This is a genomic window from Streptomyces sp. NBC_00057, from assembly GCF_045041165.1.
GTDB lineage: Bacteria > Actinomycetota > Actinomycetes > Streptomycetales > Streptomycetaceae > Streptomyces.
Genome location: NZ_CP108256.1, coordinates 2,441,223 through 2,454,505, shown reverse-complemented (window position 1 = coordinate 2,454,505; position 13,283 = coordinate 2,441,223). Strand labels below are relative to the sequence as shown.

The window sequence follows — 13,283 nt, the reverse complement described above, 5'->3', positions numbered from 1 at the left end:
CGCCGGACGGGCGCGAAACCGGGTCCCTTCACCGCTGGGCCCCGGTCCGACCTGCCGCACAACGTCCCCGGCAGTCATCCGTCCCCCGTAGGATGGTCCTCATGGCAAAGACCGGTACGACGACCCAGGGGCTGCGCGCGGCGATCGAGCGCAGCGGCTACTACCCGGCCCTCGTGGCCGAGGCGGTGGAGGCCGCCGTGGGCGGTGAGCCGGTCGCTTCGTACCTGGTGCACCAGGAGACCACCTTCGACTCCAACGAGGTGCGCCGCCACGTCACGGTCCTGGTCCTGACGGACAACCGTTTCATCGTCAGCCACACCGACGAGCAGAACGCGGACACCAGCTCCCCGACGCCGTACGCCACCACCTCCACCGAGTCGGTCAAGCTCGACCGGATCTCGTCGGTCGTCGTCAGCCGTGTCGTGGCCAACCCCGAGAAGTACGTACCGGGCACGCTGCCCCGCGAGGTCGTCCTCACCATCGGATGGGGCGCGGTCTCCCGGATCGACCTGGAGCCGGCCGCCTGCGGCGACCCCAACTGCGAGGCCGACCACGGCTACACCGGCAGCTCCACCGCCGACGATCTGAGCCTGCGGGTCAGCGAGGCCGGTGACGGCCCGGACACCGTGCGCCAGACCCTCGCCTTCGCCCAGGCGCTCTCCGAGGCCACGGCCGCGACCGCGGCGACCGGCCGCTGATGGCCCAGCCGGCCTGGCAGGACCCCGTTCTGCTCCCCGTCGACACCGCCCCCGTCCCGGAGTACGGCAGCGGCTCGCTCTCCGATCTGCTGCCCACGCTCGCCGCCGGGCAGGGCGTACCCGGCTTCACCGCCGCGATCCCCGAACTCACCCCTGCCGACCGGAACTGCGTGTTCCTGATAGACGGTCTCGGCTGGGAGCAGATCAAGGCCCACCCGGACGAGGCACCGTTTCTGCACTCCCTGCTGCCCACCTCGCGCGGCGGCACCGGCCGTCCGATCACGGCGGGCTTCCCGGCCACCACCGCGACTTCGCTGGCCTCGGTCGGTACCGGACTTCCGCCGGGGGAGCACGGCCTTCCCGGCTACACCGCGCGTAATCCGGAGACCGGCGAGCTGATGAACCAGCTCCGCTGGCAGCCCTGGACCTCGCCGAAAGCCTGGCAGCCGTACCCCACCGTCTTCAAGCTCGCCGACGCCGCCGGTGTGCGCACCGCCCAGGTCTCCGCCCCCGCCTTCGAGCAGACTCCGCTCACCAAGGTCGCGCTCAGCGGGGGCTCGTTCCTCGGCCGGCTGTCCGGCGAGGAGCGGATGGACGTCGCCGCCGAACGGCTCGCCGCAGGTGACCGGTCGCTCGTCTACACGTACTACAGCGAGGTCGACGGCAAGGGCCACCGCTTCGGCGTCGACTCCGACGCCTGGCGCGGACAGCTGATGTACGTGGACGGCCTGGCCCGGCGGCTGGCCGAACAGCTCCCGCCCTGCTCGGCCCTGTACATCACCGCCGACCACGGCATGATCGACATCCCCTTCGACGAGCAGTCCCGGATCGACTTCGACGAGGACTGGGAACTGCGCGCGGGTGTCGCCCTGCTCGGAGGTGAGGGCCGGGCCCGTCATGTGTACGCCGTCCCGGGGGCCGAGAGCGATGTGCTGACCGTCTGGCGGGAAGTGCTCGGCGAGCAGTTCTGGGTGGCGAGCCGGGACGAGGCGATCGCGGCCGGCTGGTTCGGCCCGAAGATCGACGAACGTGTCCATGGCAGGATCGGAGACGTCGTCGCGGCGGCCCGCGACGACGTGGTGATCACGGCTTCGGTCAATGAGCCGCACGAGTCCGCGATGGTCGGCATGCATGGTTCGATGACCCCCGTCGAGCAACTCGTCCCGCTGCTCGAAGTACGCTCGTAGGCGCGTTTTCCCTCTCCAGTCTTCCCCCACCACCATTTCCCCTGCCCCGCTTCGTCCCGCCCGAAAGGTGCTCAGCCCCTCATGCCCGAGCTTGTGTTCTTCTCCGGAACGATGGACTGCGGAAAGAGCACGCTGGCGTTGCAGATCGGCCACAACCGTTCGGCACGCGGACTGCAAGGCGTGATCTTCACCCGTGACGACCGGGCGGGGGAGGGCAAGCTCTCCTCACGTCTGGGGCTGGTCACCGAGGCCGTCGAGGCCGATGAGGGCATGGATCTGTACGCCCACCTGGTCGGCCTCATCAGCCGGGGCGGCCGGGCGGACTACGTGATCGTGGACGAGGCGCAGTTCCTGGCTCCCGTCCAGATCGACCAGCTTGCCCGTATCGTCGACGACCTCGGCATGGACGTCTTCGCGTTCGGCATCACCACCGACTTCCGGACCAAGCTGTTCCCCGGATCCCAGCGGCTGATCGAACTGGCCGACCGGGTCGAGACGCTCCAGGTCGAGGCGCTCTGCTGGTGCGGTGCACGGGCCACACACAATGCCCGAACGGTCGGCGGCGAGATGGTCGTCGAAGGTGCCCAGGTGGTCGTGGGAGACGTCAACCAGCAGGCGGGCGAGGTCGGTTACGAGGTACTGTGCCGGCGTCACCACCAGCGAAGGACGACCAGCGCGAGCGCCCGCGCGGCCGCGCTCTCGCCGGACGTGCTGCCCGTCACCTCTGCCTGAACCGTCCCCTCGGGCGTCCGGCGCGGATGCTTAGGATGACGCTGTGAACACGGTGAGCGGAAAAGAGGCCGAGTCCGAATCGGGCCCGTCGGGCAGGGTGCAGCCGAGGCAGCTGATCGTGACGGTCTACGGGCTGTACGCGCGCGACACCGAAGGCTGGATGTCCGTGGCCTCGCTCATCCAGCTGCTCGCCGATCTCGGCGTCGAGGGGCCGACCGTCCGGTCCTCGGTCTCCCGGCTGAAGCGCGCCGGACTGCTCGAAGCCGAATCGGTCTCCGGAGCTGCCGGATACCGGATCTCACCCGAGACCGAGCAGATTCTGCGCGACGGCGATCCGCGGATCTTCGCGGCGCGGCGGGCCACCGTGGACGAGGGCTGGGTGCTGGTCGTCTTCTCGGTGCCCGAGTCGGAACGCGCCAAGCGGCACACCCTGCGCACCCAGCTCACCCGGCTCGGCTTCGGTTCCGTGTCCGCCGGGGTGTGGATCGCACCGGGACATGTGCACGACGAGGCGGAGGACATGCTGGCCCGGCACGGGCTGCGGTCGTACGCCGACCTCTTCCGGGCCGACTATCTGTCGGTGGGCGGGGGCGCGGACGGGAGCGGGGACCTTGCGGCGAAGGTGCGCTCCTGGTGGGACACCGTCCGGCTGCAGCAGCTGTACGTCGAATTCCTCGCGGTGCACCGTCCGGTGGCCGAGCGGATCGCGAGCGGAAGTCCGGTGACGGACCGCGAGGCGTTCACGACGTACATCAGGGTCCTCACCGACTGGCGCCGGCTCGTCTACCTCGACCCCGGTGTCGCGCGTGAACTGCTGCCGGCCGAGTGGAGCGGAACCGAGGCGTCCGAGCTCTTCGACGAGTTGCACGCCCGGCTGGCCGGCCCCGCCCATCGGCATGTCGAACGGGTCCGGGCCGGCTGACCCGCCCTCGCAGCCCGGCGGCTCAGTGAGCGGCCGTGCGTACGATCGTGAACACCGCGCCCTCAGGGTCCGCCACGGTCGCCACCCGGCCGCTCGACCCCTCCCGGACCGGCTGCAGGATGTATCCGCCGAGCTCCACCACGCGGTGCGCGGCCGCGTCGGTGTCGGTGACCTCGAAGTACGTCATCCAGTGCGGGCCCCGGTCGCGCGGCAGGGCGTGGCCTACGCCGTGCAGCGAGGCCACCGGACGACCGTTCAGATGCAGGGTCTGGTAGTCGAAGTCGGCCGAGACGACCGCCTCCGCCTCGTAGCCGAAAACCGTCTGGTAGAACTTGCAGACCGTCGAGGTCTCGCTGGTCACCAACTCGTTCCAGACCGGTGTGCCGTGGGCTCCCGCGAGCGCCGTACCGACGTGCGCGGCGGCCTGCCAGATCCCGAAGACGGCGCCGCTGGGGTCGGAGGCGATGGCGAGCCGGCCCGCCTCGCCCGCGTCCAGAGGTCCGACGGCGACCGTGCCGCCGCAGGAGCGGATCATCTCCGCCGTGACATCGGCGTCGCCGGTGGCCAGATAAGTCGTCCAGGCGACCGGCAGATGGCGGTCGGGCGGCAGCTGTCCGATGCCCGCGACCACCTTCCCGTCGATCAGTGCGCGGACGTACGGACCCAGCTGGTCCGGGCCGGGCACGAACTCCCAGCCGAACAGATCGGCGTAGAAGTCCTGGGTCGCGCTCAGGTCGTGCACGATCAGACTCACCCAGCAAGGTGTTCCGGGCGTGCGCCGGGCGGCAGCCTCGGTCATCGTCACTCTCTCCTCGGACCATCGTGGTGGCCGTACGGGGGGAACGGGGCCGGTGTGCCGCCATGCGGTACAGGATGTGTGCGCCCCGTGCAGATGCTTGCACCACCCGGCGCACGATGTGCCCCGGCCGCGCCGCACTTTCCGGGATCTCGACAGAGAGAGACCGGTTTAATGTGATACGTCCGTTTCGAAGGTGTTACGGGTGGGGCGGCTCCTGCGCGAGGATGGCACCCATGAAGCCCATCATCACCGCATCCGAATGCGCGAGCGAGTCGGCGGGGCCACGTCCGCCGGTGCTCTTGGACGTACGTTGGCAGCTGGGCGGCCCGCACGGCCGTCCCGGCTACGAGGCCGGGCACATCCCCGGTGCGGTATTCGTCGATCTTGATGCGGAACTTGCCGGTCCGGCAGGCAGCGGCGGCCGTCACCCGCTGCCCGATCCGGAGGAATTCGGCGCGGCGATGCGCCGAGCCGGTGTCTCCCGGGACACTCCCGTGGTCGTGTACGACGGCGGCCAGGGCTGGGCGGCGGCGCGCGCCTGGTGGCTGCTGCGCTGGACGGGGCAAGAGGACGTCCGGGTCCTGGACGGCGGTCTCGCGGCCTGGAGGGGGGAGCTCCAGACGGAGACCCCGCCCCCGGCCGAGGGTGACTTCCGGCCCGTACCCGGCGCTCTGCCGCTGCTGGACGCGGACGGGGCGGCGGTGCTGGCCCGCTCGGGTCTGCTGCTCGACGCGCGAGCCGCCGAGCGCTACCGGGGCGATGTGGAGCCGATCGACCGGGTGGGCGGCCACATCCCGGGTGCCGTCTCGGCCCCGACCTCCGAGAACGCGGGGGACGACGGCCGATTCCTGCCCGCCGAATCGCTGGCGGCCCGCTTCGAGAAGCTCGGTGCCGGCCGGGCACCGGAGGTGGGCGTCTACTGCGGCTCCGGTGTCTCCGCCGCCCATGAGGTGCTGGCCCTGGCCGTTGCCGGGATCCCGGCGGCGCTGTACGCGGGCTCCTGGTCCGAGTGGTCCGGTGACGGGTCCCGCCCGGTCGCAAAGGGCCCCGACCCTCAGTAACGGAGCGCGCACCGGCCCGAGGGCAAGGAACCCCCGTAACAGGTTCCGTACGCGCACGGCGCGAGCGGTGCACGCGGTACGAGGGACGCATGCGACACGAGCGGCACGAGGCCCGCATACCGCACGAGGGCCCGTACGCAGCGGCGTACGGGCCCTCGTCATACTGCGGTCGCCCCGCCTCAGTCCTGCTTCTTCCGGCGCGTACCGAAGACGATCTCGTCCCAGCTCGGCACGGCCGCCCGGCGGCCCGGTCGGACGCCGTCCGCCTCGGCCTGGCGGTCCGTCGTCCCGGTCAGCCGGTCGCGATGGCCGGCCACCGCTCGCGGCATGAGCACATCCGCGTAGGCGGAACCGGCGCCTGCGGAGGCTGCCGCGGCCGGCGGCTCATCGGCCTCCGGCTCCTGCACGGCGGGCTCGATGGCCGGAGGCTCGGGCGGTGCGGGCCGCTCCGGCACCACCATGTCCCCGCGGAAGCTCGGCACCGCCTCCAGCAGGCTGGTCAGCGAATCGCGCTCGCCGGCCGAGATGCCGCCGATGTGTTCATCCGGCTCGGGCACGGGTGCCGGCGCCGTGGGGCGCTCCATCTGGCGGTCCAGGGCACGGTCCAGCGGCCGGTCGCGGGGCAGCCGGGCGATCCGTGGCACGAACGGGAAGCTCGGCTCGGGCGCGGCGACGTCGTCGGTCTCGCCGATCAGTGAACGCGCCTCGTCGTCCACGGCCTGGACCAGCCGGCGCGGCGGGTCGTACGTCCAGCTCGCCGAGTGCGGCTCGCCCGCGACCCGGTAGACCAGCAGGACTTCCCAGGTGCCGTCGTCACGGCGCCAGGAGTCCCACTGGACGGTCTCCTTGTCGGCGCCGCGCAACAGCAGCCGCTCCTGCACCGCCTCGCCGAGCTGGGGGCCGGTGTTCTCGCCGGGACGTCGCACAGGAGTCTTCCGGGCCCGCTCGGCCATGAAGGCACGCTCCGCGAGCACGGGGCCCTCGAAGCGGCGGACACGGTCGACCGGAATCCCGGCGAACTGAGCAACCTCCTCCGCGGAGGCACCGGCTCGTATCCGGGCCTGGATGTCGCGGGGGCGGAGGTGGCTCTCCACCTCGATCTCGATCTGGCCGAGCCGCGCGCGGTCGTTGCGCACGGCGGCTCGCAGCCGCTCGTCGATCGGAAGCGTGTACTCCGTGCTGTCCGCAGCCTTGAGCACCAGTCGTGTGCCGTCGTTGGAGACGGCCACGACACGCAGTTCGGGCATGGGGACCTCCCGGGTGGTGCCTGCCGACGTCACGTGCGTCGCTGCTTCCGCTAGTCGAGTGTGGCCTGCCCGGGTGCAGCCTGCCACAACATTGCCGTGTTGCCCGGCGTGTCGGGCGTGAGCCCTTGATCGCCGATATGACACGGTGACCTATTGTGCAACACAAAGTGATTGATGGTCGCTTTGTGCAGTCAGTCCCCGTGCGATGCCGTGGCGCCGCCGGATCGAGTGCCTCCTTCGGCCCCCTCCCGAAGATCCCGGACACCCACGTGGGAGTCCGGCCCCAGGGCTCGCCACAGTACTCCATTCGGGCCATGTGGGTGGACCGCCGCGCCGCCGAAGTTCTCGTGAGGTGTGGGAGTTGAGCTACCCGGCCGGGTGTGGGGTGACCTTCATGCGTGTCCTGCTTCACAGAATCTCCCGAAGCGGAACTATTCACTTCGCTCAAATGTCCCTTCCTGTTGCATGGTGGGAGAGATGTCAATCAAGGGCTGGAAATGGTGCACAAGCCAGAAAGTGACAGAGAACCCAAAGAAAGGCGTATAGATCTGAGCCTGCCGCAGGTGGCGGGCAGCGCCGTGGCAGCAGTCGCGGCAGCGGTGGCGGCCTCCCAACTGGGCGTGTACGGAACGATCCTCGGTGCCGGAGTGATGAGCGTCGTCGCCACGTGCGGCGGTTCGGTCTTCCAGCACTTCTTCCGCCGCACGGGGGAGCAGATCCGCGGGGCCACGGTCCAGGTGAAGCACCCGCGCCGCGAGGTGACCGTGCATACGCGTGAGACGGGTGGTGCGCGCGTCACCACGGCCGAGCAGCGCGATACGGATGCCACGACCGTACTGCGCAATGTGGCAGACGATCCGGACCGTACGCAATTGCTGAGGCCGCTCGACGGGACCCAGTTGCTCACCACTGGGCGCCCGGACCCGGACGAGGAGTTCTCCGCAGCCACCACCCACGGCACCCGCATCCGCGGCTGGAAGCGGTCGGCGCTCGGGGCGGTCGTGGTCTTCGCCGTGACGATGGCCGGCATCACCACGTTCGAACTGGTCTCCGGCAACGGCCTGAGCGGTGGCAAGGGGACGACCGTCGGATCCGTCGTACGAGGCGGGGAGCGGGGCTCCGGGTCGAACGACCCGGCACCGGCGACCAGCACCGATCCCGGCCAGGGGCAGACCCCGGGCCAGGAGAGCGGTGCGACGCCCGGTACGGATTCGCAGGACGGACAGAGCCGGAACCCGGACTCCGGACAGGGCGACGGTTCCTTGACCGATCCGACGCCCAGCCCCACGCCGTCCGACAACACCGGTGGCCGCACGAGTCCTCCTCCGGCGACCACGCCCTCCCCGGCAGCGCCCGGCGACGGCAGCACAGCCGGCCCGGACCCCGCGGGTGCGGGCGGCGCCCCCGTTCAGGGTGACCGCGCCACCACGGGCACGGACGCCGGGCGGTGAACGGCCGCGACGCCCAGAGCCTGTCGGGTGACCTCTGATCGGGCGGACGCGGCCTGGCACGCACTCCCCCAAGGCCTTAAGGGCCAGGGGGGACCCCCTCCGGCGTTGCCGAAATGCCCTAGTAGCTCCTTCCCCAAGCTCTCAACTTCGTTCGAGCAGGGGAGGCCCCGTCCGAGGCCGTCCCGGCGCCTTGGAATCGCACGCACCATGCCGCGTCCGCTCTCCGATCGAAGGTCACCCGACAGGCTCTCAGTCGCCCAGCACCCGGCGCAGATAGTCGTTGCCGAAGAGGCGGTCCGGGTCCAGCCGGTCGCGTACGGCGGTGAACTCGCCGAACCGCGGATACACCCCGGCGAGGTACTCGGCGTCGCGGGTGTTGACCTTGCCCCAGTGCGGGCGGCCGGCGTGGGTGGTCATGATCCGCTCGACGGCGGTGAAGTACGCCTGGTAGGGCGTGCCCTTGTACAGATGGACGGCGATGTACGCGCTCTGACGGCCCGAGGCCGTGGAGAGCGCGATGTCGTCCGCGGGGGCGGTCCGGACCTCCACCGGGAAGCTGATCCGCAGGGGTGAACGCTCGACCATCGCCTTGACCTCGCGCAGCGCCTCCACGACGGCCTCGCGCGGCAGCGCGTACTCCATCTCCACGAAGCGGACCCGGCGCGGGCTGGTGAAGACCTTGTACGGGATGTCGGTGTACGTGCGGGCCGACAGAGCGCGGCTGGAGAGCTTGGCGATCGACGGAATGGCGGCGGGGACCGCCCGGCCGAGCGAACAGGCCACCTGGAAGATCCCGTTGGAGAGGAGCTCGTCCTCGATCCAGCCGCTGACCTTTCCGGGCGGGGCGGCGGGGCCCGCGCTGCGGTTGTTGCGCTTGGTGTTGCAGTTGCCGGTGTGCGGGAACCAGTAGAACTCGAAGTGTTCGTTCTCGGCGACCAGCTCGTCGAAGTCGTTCGTGACCCGGTCGAAGCTCATCGGCTCCTCACGGGCCGTCAGCAGGAAGACCGGCTCCACGGCGAAGGTGATCGCCGTGACGACACCCAGGGCGCCGAGCCCGATCCGGGCGACGGCGAAGATGTCGGCGTTCTCCTTCTCCGAACAGGTCAGCACCGTGCCGTCGGCCGTGACCAGTTCGAGGGCACGGATCTGCGCGGATATGGACGCCGAGTCGCGGCCGGTGCCATGGGTGCCGGTCGAGGTGGCGCCGGCGACCGTCTGCTCCATGATGTCGCCCATGTTGGTGAGCGACAGGCCCTCCCGCGCCAGTGCGGTGTTCAGCCGCTTCAGCGGGGTGCCTGCCTCGACGGTCACCGTCATCGCCTTGCGGTCGATCTCCCGGATGCCGGTGAGTAGATCCGGGCGGATCAGCACACCGTCGGTGGCCGCCGTCGCGGTGAAGGAGTGCCCGGTACCGATCGGCTTCACTCTCAGACCGTCCTCGGACGCGCGGCGCAGCACCTCGGCGAGCTCCGCCACGGAGGCGGGGGACACGGCCCGTACCGGACGGGCGCTGACGTTCCCCGCCCAGTTACGCCACGCGCTCGCCGTCCGTGCGTCGGTGTCGGTCATCTTCCCCGAGCCCTTCCGTAGGAACCGGCCCGCTGAGCCGGCGATACCCCAGGAACGCCACCGCGGCCGCGAGCGCTCCCGCCACGACGGGCACCGCGTACCCCGCCTCGGCTCCGGAGGCGTCGACCACCAGGCCGGCGGCCGAGGAGCCGAGCGCCACACCGACGGCGAGCCCGGTACTGGTCCAGGTCATGCCCTCGGTCAGTTCGGTGCGTGGTACGTGCTGCTCGACGAGGGCCATGGTGGTGACCATCGTCGGTGCGATGGCGAGGCCCGCGACAAAGAGCGCCACGGCCAGAAACGGGAGGTTCCCGGCCAGTTGGAGGGGGATCATACTCACGGCCATCGCACACACGCCCACCAGCCACCGGGTGGACGGCTTCCCCTTGAGGTGCAGCAGGCCGAAGACCACTCCGGCCAGGCAGGACCCCAGCGCGTACACGGCCAGCACGAGGCTCGCCGCGGCCTTGTGGCCCTGCTCCTCGGCGAAGGCCACCGTCACCACGTCGACCGCCCCGAAGATCGCACCGGTTGCCACGAACGTGACCACGAGCACCTGGAGACCCCTGGAGCGCAGCGCGGTTCCGCCGGTGTGCTGCTCGCGCGGATGCGGCACCGGCTCGGTGGCGCGCTGCGCGGTCAGCCAGACGACACCGACCAGCAGGAACCCGGCGGCGAGAAGCGGCCCCGCCTCCGGGAACCAGGCGGTGGACAGGCCGATCGAGATGATCGGCCCGAAGATGAAGCACACCTCGTCGACGATCGACTCCCACGCGTACGCGGTGTGCAGCTGCTGCGGCGAACCGCGGTAGATCTCCGCCCAACGGGCCCGGATCATCGAACCTACGCTGGGGACGCAGCCGGCGCCCGCCGCGAAGACGAAGAGCGTCCAGTCCGGCAGCCGCTGCTGCGCGCAGACCAGGAGACCGGCCACCGCCGTCAACGCGACGAGAGTGGCGGGGCGCAGGACGCGGCGCTGCCCGTGCCGGTCGACGAGCCGGGAGATCTGCGGCCCGATCACCGCCGCCGACATCGCCAGCGTCGCGGAGAGCGCGCCCGCGAGCCCGTAACGGCCGGTGAGCTGGGAAACCATGGTCACCACGCCGATGCCCATCATGGACAGCGGCATCCGGCCGAGGAATCCGGCCGCCGAGAACCCCTTGGTGCCGGGGGCGGCGAAAATCGCGCGGTAGGGACTGGGCAAGGACGGCTCCGGAACAGCGCGATCGCACGCGCCCGTAATGCGTGAAGGTAGCCGGTACAGCTTACGGTCGGGGTGGTCCGTCCGACAGGGGGGTGAGCCGATGTCGGTGGGAGCGCTGTCCGAGGCGAGTGGCAGGATCGGTGCCATGTCCGATCTGCGCGATCCCGCTCCCTATGACGCCCTGCTGCTGCTCTCCTTCGGCGGCCCCGAAGGCCCGGACGACGTGGTCCCGTTCCTGGCGAACGTGACCCGTGGCCGTGGCATCCCCGAGGAGCGGCTGCAGGAAGTCGGCAAGCACTACTTCCTGTTCGGCGGCGTCAGTCCGATCAATGCCCAGAACAGGGCCCTGCTGGACGCCCTGCGCAAGGACTTCGCGGAGCACGGACTCGATCTGCCGGTGTACTGGGGCAACCGCAACTGGGCGCCGTACCTCACCGACACCCTGCGCGAGATGACCGCGCACGGACACCGCCGCATCGCAGTCCTCGCCACCAGCGCATACGCCTCCTACTCCGGCTGCCGGCAGTACCGCGAGAACCTTGCCGAGTCACTGGCCGCCCTGGAGGCCGAGGGGCTGCGGCTGCCCCGGGTTGACAAGCTCCGGCACTACTTCAACCATCCCGGGTTCGTACAGCCCATGGTGGACGGCGTCCTCGCCTCCCTGGCCGACCTCCCCGAGGACGTACGGGCAGGGGCGCATCTCGCCTTCACCACGCACTCCATCCCCATCTCCGCCGCCGACACCTCCGGCCCCGTGGAGGAGCACGGCGAAGGCGGCGCCTATGTCGCCGAACACCTCGACGTCGCCCGCCTGATCGTCGACGCGGTGCGCGAGGAGACCGGCGTCGAGTACCCCTGGCAGCTCGTTTACCAGTCGCGCAGCGGCGCCCCGCACATCCCGTGGCTGGAGCCCGACATCTGCGACCACCTGGAGACGTTGCACGGCGAAGGCGTCCCCGCCGTGGTGATGGCCCCCATCGGTTTCGTCTCGGACCACATGGAAGTGCTGTACGACCTCGACACGGAGGCCACCGCGAAGGCCGCCGAACTCGGACTTCCGGTGCGCAGGTCCGCGACGGTGGGCGCCGACCCGCGGTTCGCCGCGGCCGTGCGCGAACTGGTGCTGGAGCGCGCCGCCACCGAGCAGGGGCGACTCGCGCAGCGGTGTGCGCTGGGCGCGCTCGGCCCGAGCCATGACCTCTGCCCGGTCGGCTGCTGCCCGGCCCGGGCCCTCAAGCCCGCCGCCGCGGGCGCCGACAGCCCGTACGTGTAAGAGCGCCTGCCTGATGCCTAGAGACCCCTGGAGCGCCGTGACCGACCCGAACCTGTCCGAACTGCTCGACCTCGCCCTGGAGGCCGCCCGCCGTGCCGGTGCGCTGCTGCGCGACAGCCGTCCGGCCGATCTGGGGGTGGCCGCGACCAAGTCCAGCCCGATCGACGTCGTCACCGAGATGGACATCGCCGCCGAGAAGCTGATCACCGGCTTCCTCACCGAGCGCCGCCCTCAGGACGGCTTCCTCGGCGAGGAAGGAGCGAGCGCGGAGGGCAGCAGCGGTATCCGCTGGGTCATCGATCCGCTCGACGGCACCGTGAACTACCTGTACGGACTGCCGACCTGGGCCGTCTCCATCGCCGCTGAACGGGACGGCGAGCGGGTCGTGGGCGTGGTGGAGGCCCCGATGCGCCGTGAGACGTACCAGGCGGTGCTCGGCGGCGGTGCATACGCGAAGGGCGGTGCGTACGGCGAAGGCACCGCGCTTCGCTGCCGGCCCGCGCCGCCGCTCGACCAGGCGCTCGTTTCGACCGGCTTCAACTACGTCGGCCACGTCCGTGCGCACCAGGCGGACGTGGCCCAGAAGCTGATCCCGCGGCTGCGTGACATCCGGCGCAGCGGCTCCGCCGCCGTGGACCTCTGCGATGTGGCGTCCGGCCGCCTCGACGGCTACTACGAGCGTGGGCTCCACCCGTGGGACCTGGCGGCCGGCGACCTCATCGCCCGCGAGGCGGGCGCCCGTACCGGCGGCCGTCCCGGGCTGCCCGCCGACGGTGATCTGACCGTCGCCGCGACGCCGGGTGTCTTCGAGCCGCTGCAGGGCCTCCTGGAGGAGCTCGGAGCCTGGCACGACTAAACCCGGTCGACCGGGTTCTTCCGGCACGCGAGAAGGGCCCCTGACGCCGGTTGCGGCATCAGGGGCCCTTCTCGCGTGGCTCAGACGCTGGTGGCGCCGATTTCAACGCCGTGCTCGGCGGCGAGGCGGTGCAGGTCGTCCAGCTCGCCCTGCTCGACATCCGCGAGGAAGTCGTCGCCCGTCTCCCGAGCTTTCGTGAGGTCGGACTCGGTGGTCTTGATTCGTTGCAGCAGACCTGCGGTGAAAGCGTCCATAATGCGCCCCCTCATCGTGGGTCGGTGGCA

13 protein-coding genes are annotated in these 13,283 nt (G+C 70.8%); 8 read left to right on the top strand and 5 right to left on the bottom strand.

Translation table 11 applies throughout. From position 1 onward, the window contains the following. Positions 1-101 precede the first annotated feature (101 nt). From OG953_RS11540 to OG953_RS11525, 4 genes are all read left to right on the top strand, one after another. Positions 102-698 (top strand): DUF5998 family protein, encoded by a 597-nt coding sequence (locus OG953_RS11540; RefSeq protein WP_093898945.1) that lies wholly within the window; start codon positions 102-104, stop codon positions 696-698. Further along, entirely contained in the window at positions 698-1,885 is a 1,188-nt protein-coding gene (locus OG953_RS11535) for an alkaline phosphatase family protein (protein ID WP_405683992.1), read from the top strand. The genes OG953_RS11540 and OG953_RS11535 overlap by 1 nt, the downstream gene beginning before the upstream one ends. Before the next feature lie 81 nt (positions 1,886-1,966). Next, the gene (locus OG953_RS11530) at positions 1,967-2,617 is read left to right on the top strand and encodes a thymidine kinase (protein WP_405683990.1); all 651 of its coding nucleotides are present in this window, start codon (positions 1,967-1,969) and stop codon (positions 2,615-2,617) included. 43 nt (positions 2,618-2,660) lie between these two features. Then, complete coding sequence (locus OG953_RS11525; protein WP_405683988.1) at positions 2,661-3,539, top strand: PaaX family transcriptional regulator C-terminal domain-containing protein; 879 nt, start codon at positions 2,661-2,663, stop codon at positions 3,537-3,539. Positions 3,540-3,561: 22 nt separating this feature from the next. On the opposite strand, the gene OG953_RS11520 is transcribed toward OG953_RS11525, so the two are convergent. Further along, on the bottom strand, positions 3,562-4,338 hold the full coding sequence (locus OG953_RS11520; protein WP_405683986.1) for a VOC family protein: 777 nt from the start codon (positions 4,336-4,338) through the stop codon (positions 3,562-3,564). A gap of 233 nt (positions 4,339-4,571) precedes the next feature. Here OG953_RS11520 and OG953_RS11515 point away from each other — a divergent pair, with 233 nt between their 5' ends. Next, a complete protein-coding gene (locus OG953_RS11515; protein WP_405683984.1) occupies positions 4,572-5,399 on the top strand; it encodes a sulfurtransferase in 828 nt (275 codons plus the stop codon). 179 nt (positions 5,400-5,578) lie between these two features. Here the strand turns inward: OG953_RS11515 and sepH are convergent, their stop codons facing one another. Further along, positions 5,579-6,646 (bottom strand): septation protein SepH, encoded by a 1,068-nt coding sequence (gene sepH / locus OG953_RS11510; protein WP_405683983.1) that lies wholly within the window; start codon positions 6,644-6,646, stop codon positions 5,579-5,581. A gap of 497 nt (positions 6,647-7,143) precedes the next feature. Between sepH and OG953_RS11505 the strand changes: the two genes are divergently transcribed. Continuing rightward, a complete protein-coding gene (locus OG953_RS11505) occupies positions 7,144-8,097 on the top strand; it encodes a hypothetical protein (protein WP_405683981.1) in 954 nt (317 codons plus the stop codon). Positions 8,098-8,346: 249 nt separating this feature from the next. Here OG953_RS11505 and OG953_RS11500 read toward each other — a convergent pair whose 3' ends face one another. Continuing rightward, positions 8,347-9,666, bottom strand: a complete 1,320-nt coding sequence (locus OG953_RS11500) for a D-arabinono-1,4-lactone oxidase (protein ID WP_405683979.1) — start codon at positions 9,664-9,666, stop codon at positions 8,347-8,349. Then, positions 9,626-10,870: an MFS transporter gene (locus OG953_RS11495; protein WP_405683978.1), complete on the bottom strand. Its 1,245-nt coding sequence runs from the start codon at positions 10,868-10,870 to the stop codon at positions 9,626-9,628. The genes OG953_RS11500 and OG953_RS11495 overlap by 41 nt, the downstream gene beginning before the upstream one ends. Positions 10,871-11,015: 145 nt before the next feature. Here OG953_RS11495 and OG953_RS11490 point away from each other — a divergent pair, with 145 nt between their 5' ends. Further along, a complete protein-coding gene (locus OG953_RS11490; RefSeq protein ID WP_405683977.1) occupies positions 11,016-12,143 on the top strand; it encodes a ferrochelatase in 1,128 nt (375 codons plus the stop codon). Between the two features lie 37 nt (positions 12,144-12,180). Further along, positions 12,181-12,999, top strand: a complete 819-nt coding sequence (locus OG953_RS11485) for an inositol monophosphatase family protein (protein WP_405683976.1) — start codon at positions 12,181-12,183, stop codon at positions 12,997-12,999. A gap of 80 nt (positions 13,000-13,079) precedes the next feature. Here the strand turns inward: OG953_RS11485 and OG953_RS11480 are convergent, their stop codons facing one another. After that, a complete protein-coding gene (locus OG953_RS11480; protein ID WP_176740391.1) occupies positions 13,080-13,253 on the bottom strand; it encodes a hypothetical protein in 174 nt (57 codons plus the stop codon). Between the last annotated feature and the right edge of the window lie 30 nt (positions 13,254-13,283).

Bases quoted from the DNA above. Each gene is read 5' to 3' on its own strand.
- OG953_RS11540 (WP_093898945.1), top strand. From the start codon at position 102: ATGGCAAAGACCGGTACGACGACCCAGGGGCTGCGCGCGGCGATCGAG.
- OG953_RS11535 (WP_405683992.1), top strand. From the start codon at position 698: ATGGCCCAGCCGGCCTGGCAGGACCCCGTTCTGCTCCCCGTCGACACC.
- OG953_RS11530 (WP_405683990.1), top strand. From the start codon at position 1,967: ATGCCCGAGCTTGTGTTCTTCTCCGGAACGATGGACTGCGGAAAGAGC.
- OG953_RS11520 (WP_405683986.1), bottom strand. From the start codon at position 4,338: ATGACCGAGGCTGCCGCCCGGCGCACGCCCGGAACACCTTGCTGGGTG.
- OG953_RS11515 (WP_405683984.1), top strand. From the start codon at position 4,572: ATGAAGCCCATCATCACCGCATCCGAATGCGCGAGCGAGTCGGCGGGG.
- sepH (WP_405683983.1), bottom strand. From the start codon at position 6,646: ATGCCCGAACTGCGTGTCGTGGCCGTCTCCAACGACGGCACACGACTG.
- OG953_RS11505 (WP_405683981.1), top strand. From the start codon at position 7,144: ATGGTGCACAAGCCAGAAAGTGACAGAGAACCCAAAGAAAGGCGTATA.
- OG953_RS11500 (WP_405683979.1), bottom strand. From the start codon at position 9,666: ATGACCGACACCGACGCACGGACGGCGAGCGCGTGGCGTAACTGGGCG.
- OG953_RS11490 (WP_405683977.1), top strand. From the start codon at position 11,016: ATGTCCGATCTGCGCGATCCCGCTCCCTATGACGCCCTGCTGCTGCTC.
- OG953_RS11480 (WP_176740391.1), bottom strand. From the start codon at position 13,253: ATGGACGCTTTCACCGCAGGTCTGCTGCAACGAATCAAGACCACCGAG.